Annotated in this window: 26 protein-coding genes, 1 tRNA gene, 2 rRNA genes and 1 riboswitch (1 of these 30 running past the window's edge); of the genes, 9 read left to right on the forward strand and 20 right to left on the reverse strand. The window is 35.7% G+C overall.

Annotation, left to right across the window (positions count from 1 at the left end; genetic code table 11):
* The first annotated feature begins 3 nt into the window (after nt 1-3).
* The 3 genes from AACH31_RS10535 (at nt 4) to AACH31_RS10545 (ending at nt 2,274) form a co-directional block, all read left to right on the forward strand.
* Nucleotides 4-747, forward strand: coding sequence for a response regulator transcription factor (locus AACH31_RS10535; protein ID WP_161832243.1), 744 nt, complete (start codon nt 4-6; stop codon nt 745-747).
* A gap of 531 nt (nt 748-1,278) precedes the next feature.
* Entirely contained in the window at nt 1,279-1,731 is a 453-nt protein-coding gene (locus tag AACH31_RS10540) for a MarR family winged helix-turn-helix transcriptional regulator (protein WP_161832242.1), read from the forward strand.
* Nucleotides 1,732-1,758: 27 nt separating this feature from the next.
* Complete coding sequence (locus tag AACH31_RS10545) at nt 1,759-2,274, forward strand: GNAT family N-acetyltransferase (protein ID WP_161832241.1); 516 nt, start codon at nt 1,759-1,761, stop codon at nt 2,272-2,274.
* A gap of 114 nt (nt 2,275-2,388) precedes the next feature.
* Here the strand turns inward: AACH31_RS10545 and AACH31_RS10550 are convergent, their stop codons facing one another.
* Nucleotides 2,389-2,904, reverse strand: coding sequence for a GNAT family N-acetyltransferase (locus AACH31_RS10550; RefSeq protein ID WP_161832240.1), 516 nt, complete (start codon nt 2,902-2,904; stop codon nt 2,389-2,391).
* Nucleotides 2,905-3,708: 804 nt separating this feature from the next.
* Here AACH31_RS10550 and AACH31_RS10555 point away from each other — a divergent pair.
* The 3 genes from AACH31_RS10555 (at nt 3,709) to tnpC (ending at nt 5,892) form a co-directional block, all read left to right on the forward strand.
* On the forward strand, nt 3,709-3,879 hold the full coding sequence (locus AACH31_RS10555; protein WP_161832239.1) for a hypothetical protein: 171 nt from the start codon (nt 3,709-3,711) through the stop codon (nt 3,877-3,879).
* On the forward strand, nt 3,869-4,225 hold the full coding sequence (tnpB, locus tag AACH31_RS10560) for an IS66 family insertion sequence element accessory protein TnpB (RefSeq protein ID WP_161832238.1): 357 nt from the start codon (nt 3,869-3,871) through the stop codon (nt 4,223-4,225). Before AACH31_RS10555 ends, tnpB begins: the two co-directional genes overlap by 11 nt.
* Nucleotides 4,226-4,308: 83 nt before the next feature.
* Complete coding sequence (gene tnpC, locus AACH31_RS10565) at nt 4,309-5,892, forward strand: IS66 family transposase (RefSeq protein WP_262953973.1); 1,584 nt, start codon at nt 4,309-4,311, stop codon at nt 5,890-5,892.
* Nucleotides 5,893-6,072: 180 nt separating this feature from the next.
* Here the strand turns inward: tnpC and guaA are convergent, their stop codons facing one another.
* The 4 genes from guaA to AACH31_RS10585 all read right to left on the reverse strand — a co-directional run bounded on the left by guaA (nt 6,073) and on the right by AACH31_RS10585 (nt 10,618).
* Nucleotides 6,073-7,608, reverse strand: coding sequence for a glutamine-hydrolyzing GMP synthase (gene guaA, locus AACH31_RS10570; RefSeq protein ID WP_161832561.1), 1,536 nt, complete (start codon nt 7,606-7,608; stop codon nt 6,073-6,075).
* A 125-nt stretch (nt 7,609-7,733) separates the two neighbouring features.
* The gene (locus AACH31_RS10575; RefSeq protein WP_161832562.1) at nt 7,734-9,029 is read right to left on the reverse strand and encodes an NCS2 family permease; all 1,296 of its coding nucleotides are present in this window, start codon (nt 9,027-9,029) and stop codon (nt 7,734-7,736) included.
* 216 nt (nt 9,030-9,245) lie between these two features.
* Nucleotides 9,246-9,347, reverse strand: a riboswitch (purine riboswitch).
* Between the two features lie 148 nt (nt 9,348-9,495).
* On the reverse strand, nt 9,496-10,143 hold the full coding sequence (locus tag AACH31_RS10580) for a VanZ family protein (RefSeq protein WP_161832563.1): 648 nt from the start codon (nt 10,141-10,143) through the stop codon (nt 9,496-9,498).
* Between the two features lie 25 nt (nt 10,144-10,168).
* Nucleotides 10,169-10,618, reverse strand: a complete 450-nt coding sequence (locus AACH31_RS10585; protein WP_161832564.1) for an RDD family protein — start codon at nt 10,616-10,618, stop codon at nt 10,169-10,171.
* 161 nt (nt 10,619-10,779) lie between these two features.
* On the opposite strand from AACH31_RS10585, the gene AACH31_RS10590 reads away from it, so the two are divergent.
* Nucleotides 10,780-11,820, forward strand: coding sequence for a M42 family metallopeptidase (locus AACH31_RS10590; protein ID WP_262953715.1), 1,041 nt, complete (start codon nt 10,780-10,782; stop codon nt 11,818-11,820).
* 62 nt (nt 11,821-11,882) lie between these two features.
* On the opposite strand, the gene dusB is transcribed toward AACH31_RS10590, so the two are convergent.
* The 3 genes from dusB to AACH31_RS10605 all read right to left on the reverse strand — a co-directional run bounded on the left by dusB (nt 11,883) and on the right by AACH31_RS10605 (nt 14,767).
* Nucleotides 11,883-12,890: a tRNA dihydrouridine synthase DusB gene (dusB, locus tag AACH31_RS10595; RefSeq protein ID WP_161832566.1), complete on the reverse strand. Its 1,008-nt coding sequence runs from the start codon at nt 12,888-12,890 to the stop codon at nt 11,883-11,885.
* A 340-nt stretch (nt 12,891-13,230) separates the two neighbouring features.
* Entirely contained in the window at nt 13,231-14,193 is a 963-nt protein-coding gene (locus tag AACH31_RS10600) for a calcium/sodium antiporter (protein WP_161832567.1), read from the reverse strand.
* Nucleotides 14,194-14,212: 19 nt separating this feature from the next.
* Nucleotides 14,213-14,767 carry a manganese efflux pump MntP gene (locus AACH31_RS10605; protein ID WP_338617604.1) on the reverse strand — a complete coding sequence of 185 codons (555 nt, stop codon included), beginning with the start codon at nt 14,765-14,767 and terminating at the stop codon, nt 14,213-14,215.
* Between the two features lie 439 nt (nt 14,768-15,206).
* Between AACH31_RS10605 and AACH31_RS10610 the strand changes: the two genes are divergently transcribed.
* Complete coding sequence (locus tag AACH31_RS10610; protein WP_338506682.1) at nt 15,207-16,424, forward strand: phosphodiester glycosidase family protein; 1,218 nt, start codon at nt 15,207-15,209, stop codon at nt 16,422-16,424.
* A gap of 117 nt (nt 16,425-16,541) precedes the next feature.
* On the opposite strand, the gene folK is transcribed toward AACH31_RS10610, so the two are convergent.
* The 9 genes from folK to AACH31_RS10655 form a co-directional block, all read right to left on the reverse strand.
* Nucleotides 16,542-17,033: a 2-amino-4-hydroxy-6-hydroxymethyldihydropteridine diphosphokinase gene (folK, locus tag AACH31_RS10615; RefSeq protein ID WP_338506680.1), complete on the reverse strand. Its 492-nt coding sequence runs from the start codon at nt 17,031-17,033 to the stop codon at nt 16,542-16,544.
* Between the two features lie 11 nt (nt 17,034-17,044).
* Nucleotides 17,045-17,407, reverse strand: coding sequence for a dihydroneopterin aldolase (gene folB, locus AACH31_RS10620; RefSeq protein ID WP_161832571.1), 363 nt, complete (start codon nt 17,405-17,407; stop codon nt 17,045-17,047).
* Nucleotides 17,408-17,427: 20 nt separating this feature from the next.
* Nucleotides 17,428-18,261: a dihydropteroate synthase gene (folP, locus tag AACH31_RS10625; protein WP_338617608.1), complete on the reverse strand. Its 834-nt coding sequence runs from the start codon at nt 18,259-18,261 to the stop codon at nt 17,428-17,430.
* A gap of 113 nt (nt 18,262-18,374) precedes the next feature.
* Nucleotides 18,375-18,965, reverse strand: coding sequence for a rubrerythrin (rbr, locus tag AACH31_RS10630; RefSeq protein ID WP_161832573.1), 591 nt, complete (start codon nt 18,963-18,965; stop codon nt 18,375-18,377).
* 149 nt (nt 18,966-19,114) lie between these two features.
* A complete protein-coding gene (locus AACH31_RS10635; RefSeq protein WP_338617610.1) occupies nt 19,115-19,534 on the reverse strand; it encodes a DUF3908 family protein in 420 nt (139 codons plus the stop codon).
* Nucleotides 19,535-19,585: 51 nt separating this feature from the next.
* Nucleotides 19,586-20,554, reverse strand: coding sequence for a hypothetical protein (locus AACH31_RS10640; RefSeq protein ID WP_338506673.1), 969 nt, complete (start codon nt 20,552-20,554; stop codon nt 19,586-19,588).
* A 149-nt stretch (nt 20,555-20,703) separates the two neighbouring features.
* A complete protein-coding gene (galU, locus tag AACH31_RS10645) occupies nt 20,704-21,621 on the reverse strand; it encodes a UTP--glucose-1-phosphate uridylyltransferase GalU (RefSeq protein ID WP_161832576.1) in 918 nt (305 codons plus the stop codon).
* A gap of 824 nt (nt 21,622-22,445) precedes the next feature.
* Entirely contained in the window at nt 22,446-22,850 is a 405-nt protein-coding gene (locus tag AACH31_RS10650) for a hypothetical protein (protein WP_161832577.1), read from the reverse strand.
* A gap of 59 nt (nt 22,851-22,909) precedes the next feature.
* Nucleotides 22,910-23,770, reverse strand: a complete 861-nt coding sequence (locus AACH31_RS10655) for a hypothetical protein (protein WP_338617613.1) — start codon at nt 23,768-23,770, stop codon at nt 22,910-22,912.
* A 495-nt stretch (nt 23,771-24,265) separates the two neighbouring features.
* Here AACH31_RS10655 and AACH31_RS10660 point away from each other — a divergent pair, with 495 nt between their 5' ends.
* Nucleotides 24,266-24,553 (forward strand): hypothetical protein, encoded by a 288-nt coding sequence (locus AACH31_RS10660; RefSeq protein ID WP_161832579.1) that lies wholly within the window; start codon nt 24,266-24,268, stop codon nt 24,551-24,553.
* A gap of 171 nt (nt 24,554-24,724) precedes the next feature.
* Here the strand turns inward: AACH31_RS10660 and AACH31_RS10665 are convergent.
* The 3 genes from AACH31_RS10665 to AACH31_RS10675 all read right to left on the reverse strand — a co-directional run.
* Nucleotides 24,725-24,798 (reverse strand) — tRNA-Gly (locus AACH31_RS10665).
* A gap of 128 nt (nt 24,799-24,926) precedes the next feature.
* Nucleotides 24,927-25,035: ribosomal RNA gene (gene rrf, locus AACH31_RS10670) — 5S ribosomal RNA — on the reverse strand.
* Between the two features lie 173 nt (nt 25,036-25,208).
* Nucleotides 25,209-26,433 (reverse strand): 23S ribosomal RNA (locus AACH31_RS10675); it runs 1,671 nt beyond the window's last position.

Genomic DNA, 26,433 nt, shown 5'->3' on the forward strand with positions numbered 1-26,433 from the left:
AACGTGGACATTTTTGTTTTAGAGGATAACCCTATTCAAAGAAGCCGTTTAGAAAAAATCATTAATGAGTTAATAAAAAAGAATAATATTCCCTGCCAACGTCTCTTTTCAACAGCTAGCCCGGATAAATTGCTCGATGAGTTAACATCAATGGGGAATTATCACCTCTATTTTTTAGATTTGGAAATTAATGACTATACTAAAAAAGGTTTAGAAATTGCTCAACTCATTCGTGCGAAAGACCCGTATGGAACGATTGTATTTGTAACCACGCATCCAGAATTGGCTCCTAAGACATTCGAATATAAAGTCTCCGCACTAGATTTCATTACGAAAGATCAAGATAATTTAATGTTTAAAAAAAATATTGAAGAATGTTTAAAAATTGCGAGTGAATATTTAAACAAGCCAATAAGTGAGGATTCATTTATATTTAAAAATCAGTATACAAAATTCCAACTACCCTTTTCAGACATCTTATATTTTGAAACAGCTCAGGTTGCTCATAAAATTAATTTAATAACTCCTAAAAAAACAACACATTTTTATGGGCGTTTAAGTGAACTTGAAAAAAGTGACGAGCGACTTTTCCGTTGTCATCGCTCTTTTGTCGTAAATGTATCTAACATCACTCATATTGATAAAAAGAATAAAATAGTTTATCTTAAAGGTAACTATCATTGTCTCGTTTCACGGAGGTATTTAAAAGAACTTGAAGAAAAAATAAGGGAGATTGAAAAAAGATAGACTGGCATTTGAAATATGAAATAATCTTCATATTCTTATTCACATATACACCCTTTAATAATCTAATTTATTTTTTTAGAGCTCTATTGACATCTCTGAATATAGTCAAATGAACTAGATGATTAGGCTTAGATCCCTTACGAGGACTGGGCTTTTTTTAAAGTGCCAGATTGTAATATTAATTAAGTGCGCCCCATAAAAAAGCTCATAAATCGAATCTTTATTATAAAATGAAGTTACCCCAATAATAAAGCGCTGGACTAATCACAAAATTAAAACATTTATAAACAACCAATAACCAATGTGTTAAATTCCCCACACTACTAAACGAAAAACAACACTCATCATTGAATGTTGTTTTTTTCTATGCTCATAACAGGTTGTACAATCAAGGATACATCTTCTTAGATCTTTTAAACCATATAATAGAAAAACTGTTCATAAATTTATCAAAAAATCTAATCTTCTTTTAAAAATGTTGTATTTGCAACAAAATTATTATAGAATATGTCTATACTGGAGGTTTAAAGTATGAAAGATATCTTAAGAGAAATCGGGATGATTGCCCGTTCACTTGATTCTATTAGCAATATTGAATTTAAAGAGTATGATTTGACAAAGGGGCAATATCTCTATCTCGTTCGCATCTGTGAAAACCCCGGAATCATTCTAGAAAAACTGTCAGAATTAATTAAAGTTGATCGGACAACAGCCGCCCGTGCCATACAAAAGTTAGAAGCTAATCACCTCATTGAAAAAAAGGCAGATCCGATCAATAAAAAAATTAAATGCCTATTTCCAACAGAAAAAGGCCAAAATATCTACCCACTTATTATGAAAGAACATCACTATTCAACTCAAATAGCAGTTAACGGTCTATCAGAAAAGGAACAATTACTACTCGCGACACTCCTTCATCGGGTTAGAAAAAATGTTGAAGTAAGCTGGGAACACGTTAAAAAAGGAAAAAAACGAGAATATTAATAAACTGAGCAAGAAGGGAGAAAACTTATGTCAATTCACCTACAAAAAATCACTAAAAATAACGTTCAAGACTTACAAGAGGTGAGTATTCAAACCTTTACAGAAACATTCAAAGATAATAATTCTGAAAAAAGTCTAAATGATTATCTCAATACGGCCTATGAACTTACAAAATTAGAAAAAGAATTAGAAAATCCTCATTCAGAATTTTACTTTGCTTACTTTAATAACGAACTTGCAGGTTATCTAAAAATAAATATTAACGACGCTCAATCAGAAAAAATGGGGGAAAACGCTCTTGAAGTGGAGCGTATCTATATTAAAAAATCATTTAAACGCCGAGGTATTGGTCGTCATTTAATCGAAACAGCTGAACAATTAGCAAAAAAATATCAGAAAAATTTAATGTGGCTCGGAGTTTGGGAATACAATCCTAAAGCAATCGCCTTTTACGAAACATTAGGATTTAAAGTAATCGGTGCCCACTCCTTTTTCATGGGAGAAGAAGAACAAACCGATCTAATCATGAGTAAACAACTATAAAAAGCGTAGAAACCATATTCTATGGTTATCTACGCTTTTTCTTCTCACCCTATACAGCTATCTGATTAAAATTGACGATTTAGGTCATAAATACCCCTATAAATTGTAATTTAATTATTTCATTTTCTTTTCAAAACGGAACATTCCCTCAAAATAATCACCCATAGGAATATCGTCCGAATCGTTCGGATCTTTATGCCACTTGTTGAAAAATTCAACTATATGAAAACCACATTTGTTTACATAAAAGTGAATATTACGCTTTTCAAAGTATGGGGTGCAAGTTTCCCACACGTTTGTCTCAGGGTGTAACTTCTCTATTGCTTTCCAGATAGCCTGACCTATTCCTTTGCTTTGAATGCCGTTCTTTACATACAAAAAATCTAAATAATTGTGTTGTGTTTTTTTGTCTATCACTACAATAGCACCACCCACAAGTTCACCACCGACAACAGCTTCATAAGCCACAGAACCTTCTGCATTTAAGGAGCGGTCTATATGCGATTCGGGTAAAATCTGCTCATTTATTGCGCCGAAGCCTTCGACCGCACTTTGTTGAAAAGCTATTTGCATATCTTCTTTAAATTGAACAGTATGTTCAGACTGTAATATTCTTAATTCAAAATTCATTGTGCTACTCCTCGATAAATTGTAATTTTTTCCCTTATTATACTCTTTAATTGTTAAAAAATCTACTCGATAAAAGGAAATGACTGTATAACATTACTCGCATAGCACAACTTGACTTTAGATGAATATCAATTCTGCATTGACAAACGCTCTTACCCTCGCTGTAATATTATCTATTTTCTACACTCACAGCATTTGTGTGACATTCTCCTTTTCACCAAACTGTTTTTATCTGGGCCGTGTCCAACTTATCGCCAATAGTCTACAATCTTTTCGTCAAGAACTGCAACCTCTTTTTCCCGTTGTTTGAAATCAAAAACAGACAAATACTTTTCGTTCATATCCTTTTATCCCACTTGATACCGTATCATTCGATAACGGTGGCAAGCTATCTTTTTCGACTTATACCTATTGCGACTACTCCATATTGCTACGAATTCTATCCTTGAAACCTTGTACAGCAACCGCTTATCGTTCCCGATATTGATAACGACCTCAGACTTATGCACATATTGTTTACATTAAAAAATCTTTACAGCTTGAAAGCCGAAACATACAGAAACGGTAAAATTATAACAGCACATTCTGTCGAATAGAGTTATACCTATCTAAAGTATGATGCAACATAGACGTGCGCAAAAATTCCTTCACAGAAAACATGCAACGGTTAAAGCATTTGATGACAAACTCAAAAAATATAATGGGGTAAGACAAAAAGAGCGTAAGCGCGTAATATAAACATGTCTATTTTGACCTCCAACTTTGAGCTATACTTTAGCTATCAAAGAAAAGGAGGTCATTTTTATGAAGGAAAGTCCATTAATTGTTCCGATTCAACTTGAAACAGATTCCACTAAAAAAAGAACTCCCATCTGTTGTGTTCAACTGAATGGAAGTGAAATAACTTTTTATCCTGGGATTAATGACGATCTTTTAAGGAGAGTTCTGACGGAGTTGATGAAAAATGTTAGTTGATTTCACTCATGTTAAAAATATTTTTGTCGTTTGTGGTCGGACGGATATGCGTTGTGGGATTGATCGTCTCGCGGGAATTATTACGGATAAATATAATTTAGATTTATTTGATGATGCCTTATTTCTTTTCTGTGGTCTAAAAAAGGATCGATTTAAAGCACTTTATTGGGATACGGATGGCTTTATCCTCTTATATAAAAGGCTAGAGAATGGGAACCTTCAATGGCCACGAAACCAAGAAGAAGTCAAAAAGTTAACGAGTCAGGAGCTTCGCTGGTTACTTGAGGGACTCTCTATCCAACAGCCTAAAGCTATCAAACCCGCCCGCAAAGGATGCATTAATTAAAAATGGTAATAAATCCTGTATTTTCTATATAAAGTTGGACATACTAAGACTAATAAAATCATTTAGAAAAGAGGTGAGCCAAGTTGAACACGTTTGAATCAAAACTAATCGAAGAAAATCAGAAACTATTAAAGAAACTGGATCAACAAGCTCAACTACTCGCCCAAAAAGAGGAAAAAATTAATAAGCTCCAATTAAAAATGATGGAGCAGACCGACAAAATTGATACGCTTATTGAACAGGTTGAGTTTCTTTCAAAAAAGCTTTTTGGATCCTCAAGCGAGAAAACTAAGGTTGATCCAGGTCAGCTTACCCTTTTTGGGGATCCTGTATTAGAAGAACCTCTGACAAAGGATGAACCGACAGAGGAAATTACGTATCGCCGTCGTAAGACATCTGGTCGTAAAGCAGAATTAACGAAAGATTTACCTATTGAAGAAGTTCATTGTGAACTTCATGGAGAGGATTGTACATGTGACCATTGCGGTCAGGCCATGAAACCAATGGGGAAAAAGGTTGTTCGTGAAGAAGTCTGTTTTGTACCTGCACGATTATATAAGAAAGTTTATATTTCACATGCCTACGAATGTGATTGTCATGATCCTAATCTTGAAGCTAAATCCATTCGTTGTGCCGAGGTTCCTAAGGGACCTATCCAACGTAGCTTAGCAGGACCAACAACATTGGCTTGGCTTTTTCATCAAAAATTTGAACTCGGATTACCAACTTATCGCCAAGAGAAAGAATGGTCGTCTTATGGATTAGAAGTAAGTCGGAAAACTCTCTCTAATTGGATTATCCGTGCCTCTTTTGATTGGCTAGAACCTTTATATAAACTATTTCTAGATAAATTACGCCAACAAGAGGTCCTACATGCGGATGAAACATATTATCAGATTTTAAATCGTTCGGATGGAAAACCTGCTACATCAGAGGCTCGAATTTGGTTGATTCGTACCATCAAAGATGTGTCCCATCCCATTGTTTTTTATCACGCCGATTTAACACGCGCGAAGTCTGTTATTTTAGAACTACTTCGGTCGTTTAAAGGATGGCTTCATTGTGATGGCTATATAGCTTACAAAGATTTGCCAAATGTGACCACCGTGGGGTGTTGGGCACATGCACGCCGGAAATTTCAAGAGGTTTCAACGGAACATGGGAAAGCCAAACAAGCCGTTCACTTCTGTAATCAAATCTTTCGGTTAGAACGAGAGTTGATACACCTTTCCCCTGAGGAACGTCAAATCCAAAGAGAATCAAAAATTCGGCCAATCATTGAATCCTTTTATCAATTTATTGAAGGGATTCGTACGGTTAAAGGTAAGTTACAAACAGCGATTGTTTATGCCCAGAACCAAAGACGAGCACTCACAGAATTCTTGTCAAATGGACGTTTAGAGATCTCTAATAATTTAGCCGAACAAGCTATTAGACCCGTTGTCGTTGGACGTAAGAATTACCTCTTTTCAACGAGTGTCAAAGGGGCCCAAGCAAACGCCATGGCATATACCTTAATTGAAACAGCCAAAGCCAACGGATTAAATGTCTATCGTTATTTAACCTACCTTTTTGAAAAACTTCCAAATTGCGAATTCTTAGTAAATCCACAGCTATTGGGGGACTTTTTACCCTGGTCAAAAATAATTCAAGAAAATTGTAAATAAAAAGCAAGATTCAGTGTGCCTTTAGTGTACAACGAACCTTGCTTTTTTTCTATCCGTATTATAATTACCCGCTTACAAAAGAGCTATCAGAGTTTCAAAAACTCTAATAGCTCTTTCCTTATTCTTATGATAATTCAAATGACCAAAAATCTTGGTTTATGTTTTTTTAGAGGTGTAAAATTACTCCCACTCAATTGTTGCAGGCGGTTTTGAAGTAATATCATACACCACGCGGTTAACATGTGCCACTTCGTTTACAATACGAACTGAGATTTTTTCTAATACTTCAAATGGGATGCGTGCCCAATCAGATGTCATTCCATCGATTGATGTTACAGCACGAACAACAATCGTGTAATCATAAGTACGCTCATCTCCCATGACACCAACCGATTTAATATTCGGTAATGCCGTGAAATATTGCCAAACATCTCGTTCTAAGCCTGCCTTCTTAATCTCTTCACGTAAAATAAAATCCGAATCACGAACAATTTCTAATTTTTCTTCTGTCACTTCACCAAGAACGCGAATTCCAAGTCCTGGTCCTGGGAATGGTTGACGGAAGACAATTTCCTCAGGTAAACCAAGTTCTAATCCTAATTGACGAACTTCATCTTTGAACAACGTATTTAATGGTTCGATTAATTCAAACTCCATATCCTCAGGTAATCCCCCAACGTTATGATGCGATTTAATCGTTTGTGCCGTATCTGTTCCTGACTCAATAATATCTGTATATAACGTTCCTTGCGCTAAGAATTTCATATCTTTCAATTTAGCAGACTCTTCATCAAAACAATAAACGAACTCATTTCCAATAATTTTACGTTTTTGCTCAGGATCAGAGACACCTTTTAATTTGCTTAAGAAACGGTCCTGTGCATCAATTTTAATAAAGTTCATATTGAATTTTCCGTCAAATGTTTCAACAACACTCTCTGCTTCACCTTTACGAAGCAATCCATGATCAACAAACATACATGTTAATTGATCACCGATCGCACGATGGATAAGCGCTGCAACAACTGAAGAGTCAACCCCTCCACTTAAAGCACATAAAACATTGTCGTTTCCAACTTGCTCACGGATTTTTTGAACTTGTTCTTCAATAAAGTTTTTCATTGACCAATTCGCTTGTGCACCACAAACATCGAAAATAAAGTTACGTAACATGTCTGTCCCATAAACTGAGTGTTGAACTTCTGGATGGAACTGCACAAGATAAATATTTCGTTCCTCACAAGAAGCAGCTGCGATTGGACATGAATCACTACTTGCATCAACTACAAATCCTTCTGGTAAGTTCGTCACGTGATATCCATGACTCATCCAAACAACTTGCTCCTTAGGTGTATTCGCAAATAATTTACTATTATTTTTAACTGCAATTTCAGCCTTTCCATACTCACGTTGTTCTGCACGTTCAACTGTCCCACCGTGCATATGAGTCGTTAGCTGCATTCCATAACAAATTCCTAAAATCGGTAATCCTAAATTAAAGATTTCAGGGTCAACTGTAAAGGCACCCTCTTGAGTAACACTATTCGGGCTTCCACTAAAGATAATCCCTTTTACATTAGACATTTTCTTAATATCTGCGGCCGTTAATTTGTGTGACTTTAATTCACTGTAAACTCCAAACTCTCGGATTCGTCGTGCAATTAATTGATTGTACTGACTCCCGAAATCAAGAACAATAACTTGATCGTGTTGCATACCCTTCACCTCTTTTACTTCGTTCTTTAAAAAAATTATAGGCAAAAACCTATAATTTTCTTATTTCCATTATATAGTATAAAATTCTTTTTTTCCACATTAATTCGACAAAATAAACTGGTAATTTAAGCGAGGACAAAATGAATGAAGAAAATAACCATTAATGCCCACATTACAGGATGTACTTCTTTTTGGCGACGAGCCGCTAACATCATAATTGGGTATAAAACAAACCCTGATGCGATCCCCTCTGCAATTGAATAACCTAACACCATCATAATGATTGTAACGAATGATGGAATTGAAGTCTCTAGGTTTTTCCATTCAATATCCCCTAGTGATGAAGCCATTAAAATTCCTACCGTGATTAAGGCTGGTGCCGTTACCGCTGATGTAACAACAGATAACAATCCTGAACAGAATAACATCAGTAAGAAACATAACGCTGTAAAGACAGATGTTAATCCTGTACGTCCTCCCGCTTCAACACCTGTTAGTGATTCAACAAATGAAGTCGTTGAAGATGTTCCAAGAACTGATCCAATAACAGTGGCACTTGAGTCAGCTAATAAAGCTTTATCTCCATTAACTAAATGTCCCTTTTGGTCAACTAATCCTGCACGAGTCCCAACCGCAACTAAAGTTCCGGCAGTATCGAAGAAGTCAACGAATAAAAATGAGAAAATAACTGGAATCATTTCAACCGTAAAAATACTTGGTAATGCCTCAAATAATGCCCCAAATGTTGGTTTTAAAGATGGGATTGGTGCAATAATTTGTGTTGGTAAAGCTACAACACCTAAAAGAATCCCTACAACAGCTGTAACAATCATTCCAATAAAAATGGCAGCTGGTGTCTTACGAACTAATAAAACTAAAGTAACAATTAATCCGATAACGGTAATTAAAACGTTAGGATCTGTTAAATTTCCGATTCCTACTAACGTTGCATCGTTATTAACGATAATCCCTGAATTTTGGAATCCTAAAAATGCGATAAAAAATCCAATTCCTGTTCCTACTGCGTGTTTTAAAGCAGTTGGAATACTATTAATAATTAATTCTCGTAAACCAGTAGCTGATAAAATAATAAATAAAATTCCTGAAACAAAAATTCCAGCTAATGCCTGTTGCCAGCTATATCCCATCATAAGAACTACAGTATACGCGAAAAAAGCATTCATTCCCATTCCCGGTGCTAATGCAACTGGGAAATTTGCATAAAGTCCCATAATTAAAGTCCCAATTGTTGCCGCTAAAATAGTAGCTGTAAATACCGCCCCAGTATCCATTCCAGCTGCACCCAATGTATTGGGATTAACAAAGATAATGTATGCCATGGATAAAAAAGTAGTTAATCCAGCAATAAATTCCTTTGAAACCGTAGTTCCACGCTCTTCCAATTTGAAGAATTTGTTCATAAGGTTACTCCTCCTAATTATTCATTCTTCTCCCGATTTTGTTTAAATGATGAAACAAATTGTGCATTATATGAATTCCTACTCCAATAGTAATTTTTAAATGCCCGCCTTCACAATTATCTCAATCATTTAAACAAAAAAAGACTTTCAGTATCCATTACTGAAAGTCTCCACAGTGGAATGACTAAACGTGATAAACTATGGCCAATTTATCCTGTTTTGCTAATTACCACCCGTAGTCTACTCATTTACGGTGAGTAGGTAGAGACTTTCGGACCCTATTTCCGATGATATACGAGAGAAAAGATTAAATTTACTTCTTAAATATACGTTCATTTCTTAAAAAAGTCAATCCTATTTACACAAATTCTTCACATTAGTTTAGATTTTTTATTAAAAAATGAAAATAATTCCTTTTCCTTTCATTTTTAAACGCATTAAAAAAGGATGAAGAAACCACACGCTCTCATTTCTTCATCCTTTTCCAAAAATATACTAATAAATAACCGATTATTTTTATCGCCGTAATAAATGAATACGCTATTGTCACACCCAACGTATTCATCAATAAGTCGTCCACATTAAATCCTCTATAGGCATACCCTGTTACATAATCATACATCAGTTGTAAACATTCAATTGTTAAGGATACTAAAAAGCCGACCCCTGTCACTTTAAAAATTCCCCACTTTCGCTTTTGAAAAACAGTAGGTAAGTAAAAGCTTAGCGGCATTAACATAATGAAATTCCCCAACGTAGTAATATGAAACAAATTATTCCATTTCATAAAATCAAATAATTGAAAATTGTGACGACGTTCAGATACAATTCCACAACTAACCCCTTTCCTTAGCAGTTCAAGATAATGAGCATTAATAGGCATAGGAAAAAAGGTTAAGCGAATAACATTTAATACATAAAAAACAAAAGAAGTGACTATCATAAAGTGAAACAGTGATTTATATTGAATCCGACGATAATAAATAATCATGATTCCTAAAGTCAAAATCACTGTCATCAGTAGGTTGAAGTTTAGTACTGATATCCTTTCTAACTGATCAATCTGATTCGCTAAATCGGATAAATTATGACACCCTACTACAGCCTCCTTCATGATATTCACTCCCTATTAATTAATCTTATTTTACTCGTACCACTTGTGTCCTTACGACCATATCATGTAATGTACACAGTTCTTGTTTACGAATGCATTGATAAGCCAATAGGATCCCATTAAATAATACAATAAATCCTCGTGTTAATGAAGATAATAAAAACTTCATCATAAAATCGCGTTGGAAATACTGCTTTAATGTCATTTCTTTCCCATCTGCTCTAAGCTCTTTGATCTTCATTAGTTTCTTTCCAACTGTTTGCCCTGGCATTTTTACTGGAACATAAACAAAGTAAATCCAAACGTAAAGAAGTTGAAGTGCCACCATGGCCAATAATCCATTTAACTGTAATGGATTCTCTATACTTACTGAAAAAGCACTCATAATAAAACCAAAATTACCAAAAAAGATAACGACTAACATCAATGCATCAATTAAAAATGCGACCCCTCGTCTGAATAAAAGATTAAACATTACTAACATCCCTCTCCTATAATTGCCGAAATTAAATTACTCCCTTATTATACATGAGATAATATAGAGTGTAAATTAAGTTATTTTATCTTTCACTGCTTTTATACTGAAAGCGAGGAGGGCTAGTTTTTTAAATATTTATAAAGAAAAGAGGAATGCTTATGTCATTCGACCAATCCTATTTTTATAGCCTGGTTAAGGATATTTTAACGACTCCTAGCCCAAGTGGCTATACATATCATGTTATTGAAAAAATAGCCCAATATAGCAGCGAATTGGGTCTTTCTCACCATAAAACCAATAAAGGTAATCTTATAATTGAATTTCCGGGAATCCACCCCAACCAAACACTTGCGTTGGCAGCCCACGTCGATACTTTGGGACTTATGGTTCGTTCTATTAACCATGACGGAACACTAAACTTAACCTCAATTGGTGGAAATCAAATGATGACATTACAAGGAGAATACTGTCAAATTCATACCCGAAATAATACCACTTATACGGGAACAATTCTTAGCACCACCCCGTCCGCTCACGTCTATAAGGAATGTACACAAACAGGACAGACTATTGATGAGCTTATGGTTAGAATCGATGAAAAGGCGGAGAGTAAAGACGACGTTATTAATCTAGGTATACAAAATGGTGATTTCATATCAATTGACCCCAAAACAGTCATCACCAAAAGTGGATTTATTAAATCTCGGCATATTGACGACAAAGTAAGTGTTTCGATTATTCTAACAGTCTTTAAGTATTTGAAAGACAACAACTTAAAGCCTCGACATACGATTAAACTTATTATCTCTACTTATGAAGAAGTGGGACATGGAGCCTCTTATATTCCAAATGATGTCAGTCGCTTACTTGTCGTTGATATGGGGTGTGTAGGTAAAGATTTATCATGTACCGAGTATGATGTTTCCATCTGTGCTAAAGATTCATCTGGCCCCTATGACTATAATATGGTTTCCGAGCTCCTCACTTTGTCTAAAAAACACCAAATAAACCACGCAATCGACATATACCCTTTCTATGGTTCGGATGCCTCAGCTGCTCTTCGCGCTGGGCACGATATAAAAGCGGCCTTAATCGGACCTGGGGTCCATGCTTCACACGGAGTCGAACGAACCCATATTGAAGGATGTCTCAACACAATGAAATTAATCTTCGCCTACTTAACAGAAATTCAATTTTAATAGTTAAAAGGAGACCATCCTATCTAAGATGGTCTCCTTTTATTAGAGATATCCTCCATTTTTTATTCAACTACCAATTTTGCAGACTTATCCCCATGTAAATAAGCTTGATAACGATTAATAATATCCATCATTTCCTGACGCGTCTTAACCGTTGTAATTAGACGTTTAACATGAGTTGCACCCTCTAATCCTTTAATATACCATGCCATATGCGATCTCATCTCAAGTAGGGCGACCTTTTCACATTTTAAATCAATTAATCTATCCATATGGTCAATAGCTAAGCGTAGCTTTTCATCTGCTGACGGTTCTTCAATTAACTCATCTGTTTTTAAATAGTGTACAATTTGCTTCATAAGCCATGGATTTCCAAGGGCAGCACGACCAATCATAATACCATCTACCCCAGACTCCTCTAACACCTTTTTAGCGACTTCTGGAGAATTAATATCTCCATTACCTATAACAGGAATCGTTTTAATTGCCTCTTTAACATCTTTAATAATTCCCCAGTCTGCTTTTCCTTCGTACATTTGCGAACGTGTGCGTCCGTGGACAGCAACAGCACTCGCCCCTGCTTGTTCAATTTTCAATGCATTCTCAATCGCATAAATATGCTCTTTATCCCATCCTGTACGCATTTTTACGGTTACAGGCTTTTTACAAACATCTACAACGCTTGCGACAATATCATAGATTTTTTCTGGTTCTAATAACAAACGTGCTCCCGCTTCATTTTTAGTCACCTTAGGAACTGGACATCCCATATTAATATCAATAATGTCGCAATCACAATTCGCATCAACATATTTAGCTGCCTCAATAAACGTTTCCTTATCTGCACCAAAAATTTGCATCGATAATGGACGCTCTGCCGGATCAACATATAGCATATCTAACGTTTTTTTATTTTGATACACAACAGCCTTATCACTTACCATTTCTGCATAAATTAATCCCGTTCCCATTTCTTTAATAATCGTACGAAATGCGGCATTACAAACACCAGCCATTGGTGCTAAAACAACAGGATTATCAATTTCAATTTCACGGATTTTAAAACTCATTGTTTCATCACTCTCCCTTTCAAAGGACTCTATATTTTTATAAACGAACATATCTTTAATTCTCATATCCTTACCTTAAACGATAGTCGCCAAGGCTTTGATTCCCCTACCACTTAAAAATCAGCTGTAGCTTCCTTTAGTAGGGCTTTAAAGGAGTTGAACATCTAACAACTTCTTTAGATATCTATTTAAAAGCACTAAAATTATCGACATAAAATCTCAAATCATTATACCGTATCCCGTTTAAAACTTCAAGTCACGTCTATTGATTCACTCTAGACGTCGCATATTAAAAGGAGGATTTATCCAATCCTCCTTTTGTATTTTTGTATGCAAACCGTTATCCCTTCCAAATAACAAAAGCCATATACGCTACATAAAGTGAAATTAATATAACTCCTTCTACTTTATTAATCTTACGTTTAGACACCGCAAATCCATAGGCAATTAGTGAGGTGATCAACATCAAGAACATGTCGAAAAATACGGACGTATTAATCGTAATCTCGTGAATAGTTGATGAAATTCCAAGAACAAAAAACACATTGAATATATTTGAACCAATTACATTTCCAAGTGCAATATCACTCTCACCTTTACGAGCGGCCACAACGGAAGTCACTAATTCTGGTAAGGATGTCCCAATAGCTACAATTGTTAAACCTACCATACTTTGGCTCATTCCGAATGTTAGGGCAATGGCTGACGCCGCATCAACGACCCAATCCCCACCAAGGACAATTCCAACAATACCAATTAAACATAATCCAATACTTTTAGGCATTGAATATACCTTAATCTCTTCTTCTGTCTCAGCCTCAACGCCATTCTTACGAGAAGTTAACGCTAATTCAATCAGATAATACATAAAGATAGCCATCAATAACAACAACATAATTCCATCTGCTTGTGTCAAGACATTATCAGGATAATTATGATATTTCGAATCATATCCTAAAAGAATTAAAACAAATGTCCCTAAAATCGCAAATGGGAATTCCTTCGCGATGATAGATCGCTTAACCTTTAACGGACAGATAAAAGCGGAAACTCCAACTACCACTAATAAATTAAACATATTAGATCCGATAACATTTCCTACTGTAATATCATTTGCACCAGCAAAGGCCCCTGTAATACTTACCGCTGCCTCTGGAGCACTCGTACCAAATGCTACAATCGTTAATCCGATAATCAAGCTCGGTATTTTCAATGTTTTAGCAATCGACGACGCCCCTCCTACGAACCAATCCGCCCCTTTTATTAACAAAATAAAACCAACAATCAACATGATATAACTCATTCATTTCACATCCTTTTTATTATCGATTTAAGAAAATGCTTAATCCGATAAGAATTAAAATAATCCCACCGACAATCTCAGCATAATTATTCAGATATTTTCCAATCTTCTTCCCAAGTAAAACACCGATATAACTGACGATAAATGTAATAATACCGATGATGGTAATAGCTAGAACAATATTAACATCAAAAAAGGCAAAGGTAACTCCCACGACCAATGCATCTATACTTGTTGCAATGGCCAAGATTGTTAAAGATTTTACACTTAATGAGCCTTGATTTTCCTCCTCCTCTCCATCGTGAGAAAATGCCTCATAGAGCATCTTTCCCCCAATCGCCCCTAATAAGATAAGGGCAATCCAAGGTGTAAATGTTTGAATGTACTTCGCAAAACTTTGACCACAAATCCAACCGATTAAGGGCATCAAAGCCTGAAAGCCACCAAAAAATACAGCGACTTTTGCTGCCTGACGTGAATTAGAACGCTTAAGACTCATTCCCTTCGCAATAGAAACCGTAAAAGCATCCATGGCCAAGCTAACCGCAATAAAAATCAACGTTAAAATTCCCATCCAAAACCCTCCTTTCTATAACCTCTTTAATCCAAGTCGTATGAAAGCAATAAAAAAACGAGATTCATACATAACAAAAAAGTTATGTATGAGTCTCGTCATTTAATATTAAGCCAGAAATTAATTTCGCGATTGTTGACCTAATCACATCAAAGATGCTAACTACTCCCTCATTCTTAAACAGGTTTTAATTAATAACGAGATTAGTATACTATATTCATAGGTTATATTTCAAGAACGACATTCCAATTTTTGAAATGTAATCTTATTATTTACAAACTATTAAAAATTAAACCAAGAATTATAAATTAAAACTCTATTAACACGTAAAAATAAACTTTTTAAAGGGAGATTTATCTTTTAACAACCGGACGACGTAAATCTAACTTTTTCGTCTACTTAAATATGTATAATAAAAAAATCATAGGGGGGTGAGGCTATGAGCCGTTATCAAAAAAGGCAACAAAAAATTTGGCTTAATCTAATCAAGATGAATCTTTTATCTCTAATCATCGGTGGTAGTATTTTTTATTATTATGAAACACAAACAGTGATTGAGACGCTCAATAAAAAAATTAACCAACAAAACCAAACCATTAATCAACAACATCATGCACAAACATCACTAATTAATGCTAATCACTCTTTACAAGAACAATTAGAATTAGCTCTGCAAACAAAGGCAACATTAGAAAATGAGGCGACGTCTCAAGAAGATCAACTCGTTGCATTAAATGAACAAAATGAACAATTAAACCAAAACATTAGCAGCCTAAGTAAACAACTAGAGGACTTAACAAAGTTAAACGAACAGTATATCTCTGAAAGGCCTCTTAGTGTAAATGAATTAGAAGTTAAATATCGAAACCTCCTTGGCGAGGCCCAGAGCAAAGCAGGCGAATTGGAAAATGCTAAAAATGATGTTCAAAAGGAAAGGGATGAAATACAAAACTACTATAATACCCTTAACGAGCATTTTTACGTAAAAGATGATTTAAAGGTTAAATTAGTTGAAACGCGAACAACCGATCAGCATTACTGGTTAGCAGAAGTTGTCGCCTCAAACGAAACACCACTTAAGGGGGCCATGGCAAATAATACTTATAATGGGGAGCGAGAAACCATTTCCTCAATGGCCAAACGTTTAAATGCCATTCTTGCTATTAATGCATCTGGATTTTATGCTAAAACAAATCGTCCGATGGGGGCTGTTGTACGCAATGGAGAGTTAATTAGTCTAGACACCTCTTATACTGAAGAAATTTTATCCTTAAAATCAGATGGCGATTTAACTTTTACAACGATTAATACAGAAGAGGAATTTAAAAACGCTGATATTCAGCAGACATTCACGTTCGGTCCTATTTTAATTCGTGACGGAAAACCTCTTGAAATAAAGGATACTAGTTATCACCCAAGAACGGCAATCGGACAATTAGATGATAATAGATACGTCCTACTTGTTGCTGAGGGACGTATGGAAGGGGCAAAGGGAATGAGCCTTCAAGAGGCTCAACAAATCTTTTTAAATTTAGGTTGTGAAACTGCATATAATTTGGATGGTGGAGGTTCAACAAGTCTTTACTTCCAGGGAAAACTTATCAACACTCCTTCAGACGGAAATGAACGGTCTGTGGTAGATATGATTTACTTTTAAAAGGGAGGTTTTATCTTCAAAGATAAAACCTCCCTTTTAAATTCATCTTAACTTCACTCTATTGAGCCTATCTGCAAGAAAATCACATCTAGACAATATTATCATGCTACTACTAAGTTACTCTCCTAGAGAGTGAGATACTTTTTTAATTGCCATCGCATTAAACTTTTTACTCCATTCGTGGGCTTGCTTTCCTTTAATCTTGTACTGAGGATTAATTTCAGCTAAAGGAATCATCACAAAATCCCTATCAGTCATATATGGATGAGGAACAACTAATCTCTCTGTCATAATATTTTCTTTTCCATAAAGTAGTATATCTACATCAATAACACGCGGACCCCATTTCATCTCACGAATACGACCAAGATCGCTTTCAATTAACTGACAAACCTCTAATAATTCAAATGGGTTTAAAGAAGTTTCGATTTCTACCACGAGATTCATAAAAAGATCCTGTTCCTTATATCCCCACGGTTCCGTTTCATAGAGGGATGAAACACGAGTTATTCCAATCCCCTCATGACGATTTAATAGTTGAAGAGCATCATATAAATATTTTTTTTTATCTCCTATATTAGATCCAAGCCCTAAGTAGGCAATCTGCATCCCTATCACTCCTATCTTGTAACTAAAAGACTGACAGCGGCCGTTCCATTAAAGTTTGTAATAGGCGGTTGCATCTTTCTTACTTCAACTTTTACGTTCTCAATCGTGCGGTAAGTTTGAATTAAACTATTTCCAATTCGATACGCTAACGTTTCCAACAAGTCCACATGTTCACCGTACATAATATCTTCAATAATAGCATAAGCATCTGCATAGTTAATCGTTAAATTTAAAGCATCTGATGCGCCAGCTCTAGCAACACAATTTGTCTTCATCCAAACATCGACCTTAAACTTCTGATCAAATTCATATTCATGGGGACACGCACCATGTCTTGTTACAAATATCATATCATTTAACATAATTTGTTCCATTTTTAACACTCCTCTTTCTATTAGCCAATCAATGCTTCCATTACCCGGGCTGCACGAGCATTTTCAAGGACATCATGCACTCGAACAATATTTATATTCTTACTTACCGCAAAGCAAGTGGCTGCCATTGTTCCCTCTGCTCTTTGATTTACTCCTAACCCACCTAATAAATGACCAATTGTTCCTTTTTTACTTACACCTAGTAAAATGGGATACCCCAAGTCGTGTAGCTCTGTAATTCGTCGTAATAATTCAATATTTCCCTCAACGGTTTTGGCAAAACCAATCCCTGGATCAATAATTATTTTATCTTGGTTCACCCCTGCAGCTTTTACTAACTCAATACTCTCCATCATTTCTTTCTTCACGGTTAAAACGATATCCTCATACTCAGTCAATGACCCGCTAACCGCTGTTATACAATTTGTTTTCTCTAAATTTGGTTTACGATTATGCATCAAAATAACATAGGCACCTGTTTGTGCCATCACCTCAGGCATTAATGGATCAAATTTGGCTCCACCGATATCATTAATTATTGTTGCACCCGCTAGGACGGCTTGCCTTGCCACCTCAGCCTTATACGTATCAATAGAAATAGGAACGTCAATTTCAGTAACTAGTCGTTTAATAACCGGAATAACTCGACTTAACTCCTCCTCTAAACGAACAATACTAGAACCCGGACGTGTTGACTCACCCCCAACATCAATAATATCAGCACCATCTAAAACCATTTGTTTAGCTCTTTTCACAATTTCATCAAGCTGTGAATAACTCCCACCATCGGAAAAACTATCCGGCGTAATATTTAAAATACCCATAATTAACGGCTTCTTTTGATTAAATAACATAGTAATCTCCCCTGTTTTTCTATTTAACTTATTTATAAGTATAAGTCATATCAAACGTCAAGTAAATACAAAAAAAGTCGTGTTCTCCAATCACACGACTTTTTCTCTTTTATTTAATTAGCGTTCTCTAACGCTTTAAAGAAGCCTTTAGGATGTTTACAAACAGGACACATAGCCGGCGCTGCTACTCCGAAATGGATATGTCCACAGACTTGACATTCCCACGCAATAGGAGTTGCACGCTTAAACATTGTATCATCTTCAAATTCCTTGGCTAATGTAGCGAAACGTTGGCGATGAGTTTCTTCAATCTTTCCAATAAAATTAAAAGATGCCGCAATCTGTGGAAATCCTTCATCTTTAGCAACTTGAGCAAATGCCGGATAAACCTCTTCATGCTCGTGTGCCTCTGCACGCACCGATGCCATTAAATTTTGCATCGTATTCTCTTGATATAAGTCTACGGGATAATTCGCATCAATTTGAATTTCCTCTCCATTAAATTCATCCATCAAATGTTGAAAAAATATCTTCGCATGCATCTTTTCCTGTTCCGCTGTTAATTTAAAGACATCAGCAACTAATGGATATCCTTGCTTTCTAGCAATACTCTCATAAAAATTATACCTATTGCGTGCTTGAGACTCCCCTGCGAATGCTCGCATTAAATTTTTATGTGTTTCAGTTCCCTTTAACGTTGCCATTCTATCTAACCTCCATTAAGCTTTGAAATATAATTTTATTGTGGAGGATTAGATTTAAAATATTCTAACAAACTAAAAGTTAGGTTTAATTTGCAACCTTTTATGCTAGAACTTATGTTATCTCCTTTATTATTTTCACGTTTTATTTCTTATTTTCCTTTTTCTTGTAAATATTTACAAATTAATATTAATTGAGAATTAAATTCTTTAACGTAAGGCGACGTCGTATCCATTTTAGGATATAAATAGATAATCTCGTCCTCAAACATCAAACTGAGTTGACTTTCTTGATTAGATATAAGATATTGACTTTTAATTAAATGATTTAAGTCTCTTGTTATCATCGATACGGTTTCAGCGTCGTAACTCAACCTAATCAACTGATAGTCCGAAGTAAAAATATAAAGGATTAAAGATTTATCCCTACAATATAAATTTTTAGGATAAATGACGGTTTTATGATCAAAAACAAGACATTCATCAATAACCTTTAACAGGTAAATAAGAGCTACAGATTGGGAGTCACTATATCGCATTGAATTTTCCCTTAATTGATTAATGGTAATCATAAAAACCCTCCTTTCACAACAAGATATGTCTTAAAAGGAGGAAAAAGAACACTAGACAATAATTCTTAATAAATAATTATAAATAATGAGCTGTTCCTGATCAATTGGGGTCATAATCATTTCTCTTAAAGTATAAGGAACTTTCACTGCATCACGGATAAACTTCATTCGTTGTTTAGCGACTGCCTCGTAGAATTCCTCTTTATTATGCGTTCTTAAGTAATTTTTTAATGGTAATCCTAACTCTTTTAACTGTGGATACTCTTCATAATAAAAGGTAACTAAATCTATTGTTGCAACGTGAGCTCTATCATATTTCATATTTTTAGGATTAAGGAGTTGGGTATAGTAATAATTAAGTTCTGTTACTTTGCTTACATCTTCTCCGTCTTTTGCTAGACGTTTAGCTGACTGACTCATATATTTTTGACTCTGCAAGCTACGAATAAGATGTCGGGATTCTCGAAAATGAGTATTTGTTACATCCTGCGCCATTAACCAGTTATATACACTATAAAAATTAGCTAACTCTAAATACCCTAATCTTGCTAACGACGTCGCAATACGACTTCTCAAATGGCATCGTGCCTTTTGATCCTCCTCATTTTGATATAAAAAGATATACACACTTAATCTTAGCTTTAAGGGTAGATAATCGAGTGGTGTTGTTGGGTACACTCTAAATTTTCCCTGATATATCCATGCTATCCTTTGTATTAAAAATTTATTTAACTCCTCCAATTGGCCATTGTCTTCCACTAATAGCTTATGAAATTCCGAATTAAAAAATTTTTCTAATTCTGTAAAGCGAGTATTTGCTAAAGACATGTACCACTCTGGTAAGACATCTGCACCCTTTAACATCTGATAAGTATATAAATACTTAATATTAAATAAGTAACTCCTACTTTTCAAATCTGCATGTAGCCTCTTAAAACTGTTTAATCGTGTTACACTTGGTTCCTTTTGATATTGATTGAAAAACATTTCAGCACGGTGAATAGCTTTTTGAAATTTCATACTCATCCCTCCATCAGCTAACAGTATCCCTAATATACTATATGCACCGACCCCACCCTTTTTGTTATCTCAATTTAAAAAATAAAAAAAACCTTACAGCTATTAGCTACAAGGTCACTTTATTTCGACGTTAACTTTCCTCTCTATATTTAAAGTGAGACACGCTCTCCTTCCAAACGTGGAAGGATCTCTTTCAACAAATAATCCCTTACCTGTTGCCCAAGGTCTTCACGCTCTAGCGCAAAGTCAATCGTCGCTTTAATGAATCCAAATTTATCTCCAACATCATATCGCTTTCCTTGAAAATCATAGGCATATACCGCCTGACGATCCATTAATCGATCAATAGCATCCGTTAATTGAATTTCACCCCCTGTACCAGGCTCTTGGTCTTCTAACATTTCAAAAATTTCAGGTGTAAGTACATATCTTCCCATAATAGCCAAATCTGAAGGTGCTTCATCAATCCGTGGCTTTTCAACCATTCCTGTTAACTTTACCATTCTAGAATCACCGTTAAACCTTTGAGACTCAGCAGGGTGTACAATCCCGTACTTATAAACTTCCTCATGAGGAACCCTCTGTACTCCCATAATAGAACATCCAATTTTATTATATGCTTGTACAAGTTGCTTTGTAGCCGGATTTTCATCATTGACTACCACATCGTCACCTAATAAGACAACAAAAGGTTCATCTTTAATAAAGGTTTTAGCACATAAAATGGCATGTCCTAATCCCTTTGCCTCCTTTTGACGAACGTAATGAATTTGAACTAAATTAGAAATCTCTTTCACCATCTCTAACATTTCTAATTTTCCCTTTTTCTCTAGTGTATCTTCTAATTCATATGATTTATCAAAATGGTCCTCAATTGGTCGTTTCATAGAACTTGTTACAATTAAAATTTCCTCAATTCCGGATGCAACCGCCTCTTCAACAATATATTGAATGGTCGGTTTATCCACAAGAGGCAACATTTCTTTGGGCTGTGCCTTAGTTGCAGGCAAAAACCTTGTTCCCAACCCTGCCGCTGGAATAACCGCCTTCCTTACTGGTTTCCGCATGAATTCATCTCCATTTCCAAATATCCCATTAATTATATATCTATTATATTATAAATAGTTTTTCCAAATTTTATAACAACAATGTAGGAGGAAATTAGAAAATTTTTACTAATGCTTTCCCTCACAAAATCAGAAAACGTTCATACACTAAATTAGGTAGTAAATCTACCGAGATTAAATGAGGTGAATTATTTATGTGTGGAAATGGAAATTGTTGTTTTATTTTAGTTTTATTTATCTTATTAGCTATCATTGCTTGCTGCTGTAACGGTGGATTCTAAGCCAAGAATATAAATTTTTTAAGGGTGGTCTAGACGGACCTCCCTTTTTTATTTTATACTCCGCTATCCATCATCGGTATAAAAAGAGTACATCCACTTGCTATTACTCTCTCACAAAATACGTTATTTTTCATACATTAAATTAGGTAGTAATTCTACCAAGACTAAATGAGGTGAACAATCTATGTGTGGAAATGGAAATTGTTGTTTTATTTTAGTTTTATTTATCTTATTAGCTATCATTGCTTGCTGCTGTAACGGCGGATTCTAAGATAAAAAAATAATAACAAAAGGGACCTTATACTAGGTCCCTTTTTCTCTTACCTCATTCATTAAAAAACAACTTCTTTGTAATCACCCTATCAGTATTCATTTTATTTAACTTGAATAAAGATACACGCTTATTGAAGATTAATAGTCTCTTTAAAACCTTACATAAAATTATCCTTGCATCTGCTCAACAACAAACAGGATCCATCGCTCGGACAGTAGCATTACAAAAACTATCATTTACGAAGGAGTATAGTTAATATCCTGATATTCCTACGAATTTTCACGAAAATTACTAGTCCCCTTGTTAGATAAATCTAATAATTTATGTTGCGCACATGCATAACGGGCGCTATCTATCTTATCAACCTTGCTATAATAATAATAAGCCATTTCAAAGTCTTGATTTTTTTCTGCCTCTTGTCCCTGGGTAAACTGAGATTTAGATATCATTACACGTTCTATTATTTCCATTTCTCTTTTTAAGGATGATAGGGGAATTTGGGCATAAGCTTTTTTATAACTTAAAAGTGCTCCCCTTAAATCATCATTTACAAATGATACCTCCGCATTTAACTTATATCTGTATACCTCAACACATCTTGGAACTAGGTTCACACCTATAATAGCCAGAGAAAAAAGAAAAATAAATAATTTATATCGCCATAATTTTTTCATACCTTTTAACCTTACTATCTAGTTCGCCTTTCTAAGCATCGAATTTATATTTCTATCTCTTAACTGTAGACAATTGGATGACTATATCGATAGACTTTAAAACTCCTATTAATCAAAATTCCCCCAAATCTTTCAATACGTCCCTGTAAAAAGTTTCTAAACTTCGAAATTCCTGATTTAAAGAGTTGATACTTAACGTCCTGAAACTCAGGATCACTTAAAATAAATCCAATAAAGTCATCTACATTATCCACTCTCATCAATGACTCGTAATCCCCCACGGTAATTTGTCTAAATGTTTGATTCAGAAATCTTTCCGCAGAAGTTACAGAATTATAATAATACTGATTATCTAAAGACTTTTCTCTTAATGACTGATCAAATTCTGCAAGTAATCGATAGACCGAGGCATAGTAGTCCTCAACTATCTTGATATAATAAAAAACTCCATCATCTTTTAATGCCCTTATTCCCTCTAAAAAAATATCCATTTGTTTTTCTTCACTACGTAAATCCAAATTACTAGAATAAACAATATCGGCTGTTTTACTCTCTATCTCTAAACCTTTTCCACGGTTTAGCATGATATTTATATCTGATGGGTTTACCAACATGCGTTTAATTCGTAAAATATTTTCTAATTGTTCATCGACTAAATATAATTGTTGAAATCGACGGCTTGGATAAAACCCACTTGTCCAATAAGATAACGATAAACATCCTAATTTAACAACAACCTCATTCCCATTCATATCACTATTGTACGTTAACCAAATATCACAATTATGATTGATGCCGTAGCGTTCAAACATATACATCAAGTCATATTTAATCGATGGATAAAAAAATTCTCGTGATTCCATTTTCTTTAATGAGTTCACGACATGTTTTTCAACATTACAAATCGCATAAGGTATCACTTCCCATCCCCCTTCCTAACATTCATTATTTATAAACACCATTATCCACATTAATTAATCATCTATGTGGATAACTTAGACTCTATTTTTATCAGTTTAATAAGCATTTTATTGATAAAATATAAATTTATCCACAGAGCTGTGTATAATTATATTATAACATAATGTGGAAACAAATAAACAAATTTAATATCATTTTTTACATAATATTATCGATTTTTGAAACTTTACTATTGTTTAAATGTCCATTTTTGTCTTTTTTTATGTTGTTCCTTTACTTTCTAATAACTTATCTACTATTCTATCCTTTAAAAATACTTTCATCTAACTTCTATCAAATAAGTATAGCCCGTACTAGGAAGATAGATTTTTATTATAGAAATGGACTTATATATATTAATATCTCCTTCCTAATTAATTTTAATTTCTCATATAACCCCTCTTATCCGCATATAGTGGTATAAAAAGACTTACATCTAATGAAGGAGGATAATTATGAAATTTCAACTTGTTGATCCATCCTATTGTGTGACGACTGATTTAACCTACCACAAATATGCGATATCTGAAGGAATACATGCCCTTTATCCTAATGCATCTATTAACATCCATAGGTACTATTTTGAAATAGAAGATGAATCATCTCAAATTCTTGCGAATCTACCGTTAATTAATGAAGAAATTGCTGCAAGAGATCCTTACTTAAAGTCCCTATTTGAAAATTCTCCGATAGAAAAAGACAATGAGGTTTTACTATCACCTCTCTTATTCAAAAATGCATAAATTTAATACCACGTCTTCTAGGTTGACATAAGAAATATAATTTTTCTTACTAGTCGACCTTTTTTATAATAAAAAAAAGGATCAAATAGTTTAGAAAACTCTCTGATCCCTTTTGATATCATTATCCATGATAAATAAAAAAAACACCCCAAAGGATGTTAATTGGCTATTTGGAGCGGGTGAAGAGAATCGAACTCTCACAGTCAGCTTGGAAGGCTGAAGTTCTACCATTAAACTACACCCGCATCTATTGTCTAGTACCGTTCGCATCTTCTCTATAAACTTACGCACACTCTCATGGCTTTCAGCCATTTCTGTGTTCGCTAAGTTTTATTCGAAGATAATCGCTCACTTGTACTTTTCTTTATTTATGGCCTAGCGACGTCCTACTCTCGCACTTGCGTACTACCCTCGGCGCTAAGGAGCTTAACTTCTGTGTTCGGTATGGGAACAGGTGTGCCCTCCTTGCCCTTATCACTAGACCTTCTGTCAGATCTTATCAATCTCACAAAACTAGATATCTTCTGCTTACTTCTTCTTGTCCGGCAACTCTCGCATCACAGTGGTAAAGTTCAATAACTGTTCATCACCTTCGTGATTCCTCAGTTCTTTTCACTTTCTGCCTGTGATAATCGCTCGTTTTTGCCTTTCCTATTTAGTTAAGTCCTCGATCGATTAGTATCAGTCCGCTTCATCTGTCACCAAACTTCCACTCCTGACCTATCTACCTCGTCGTCTTCAAGGGATCTTACTTCTTTCGAATGGGAAATCTCATCTTGAGGGGGGCTTCACGCTTAGATGCTTTCAGCGTTTATCCCTTCCACACGTAGCTACCCAGCTATGCTCCTGGCAGAACAACTGGTACACCAGCGGTGTGTCCATCCCGGTCCTCTCGTACTAAGGACAGCTCCTCTCAAATTTCCTACGCCCACGACGGATAGGGACCGAACTGTCTCACGACGTTCTGAACCCAGCTCGCGTACCGCTTTAATGGGCGAACAGCCCAACCCTTGGGACCGACTACAGCCCCAGGATGCGATGAGCCGACATCGAGGTGCCAAACCTCCCCGTCGATGTGAACTCTTGGGGGAGATCAGCCTGTTATCCCCGGGGTAGCTTTTATCCGTTGAGCGACGGCCCTTCCATTCGGTACCGCCGGATCACTAAGCCCGACTTTCGTCCCTGCTCGACTTGTTGGTCTCGCAGTCAAGCTCCCTTCTGCCTTTACACTCTTCGAATGATTTCCAACCATTCTGAGGGAACCTTTGGGCGCCTCCGTTACTCTTTGGGAGGCGACCGCCCCAGTCAAACTGCCCACCTGACACTGTCCCCTGACCAGCTCATGGCCACGGGTTAGAACCCCAGTAACACAAGGGTAGTATCCCAACAGCGACTCCTCCAAGACTGGCGTCCTGGTCTCTTCGTCTCCTACCTATCCTGTACATGTGTCACCAGTGCTCAATATCAAGCTACAGTAAAGCTCCACGGGGTCTTTCCGTCCTGTCGCGGGTAACCTGCATCTTCACAGGTACTATGATTTCACCGAGTCTCTTGTTGAGACAGCGCCCAGATCGTTACGCCTTTCGTGCGGGTCGGAACTTACCCGACAAGGAATTTCGCTACCTTAGGACCGTTATAGTTACGGCCACCGTTTACTGGGGCTTCAATTCAAAGCTTCGCTTGCGCTAACCTCTCCTCTTAACCTTCCAGCACCGGGCAGGCGTCAGCCCCTATACATCACCTTGCGGTTTAGCAGAGACCTGTGTTTTTGATAAACAGTCGCCTGGGCCTTTTCACTGCGGCTTGCTTTCACAAGCACCCCTTCTCCCGAAGTTACGGGGTCATTTTGCCGAGTTCCTTAACAAGAGTTCTCTCGCTCA

It is taken from the genome of Turicibacter faecis, from assembly GCF_037076425.1.
In the GTDB taxonomy this organism is placed as follows: domain Bacteria; phylum Bacillota_I; class Bacilli_A; order MOL361; family Turicibacteraceae; genus Turicibacter; species Turicibacter faecis.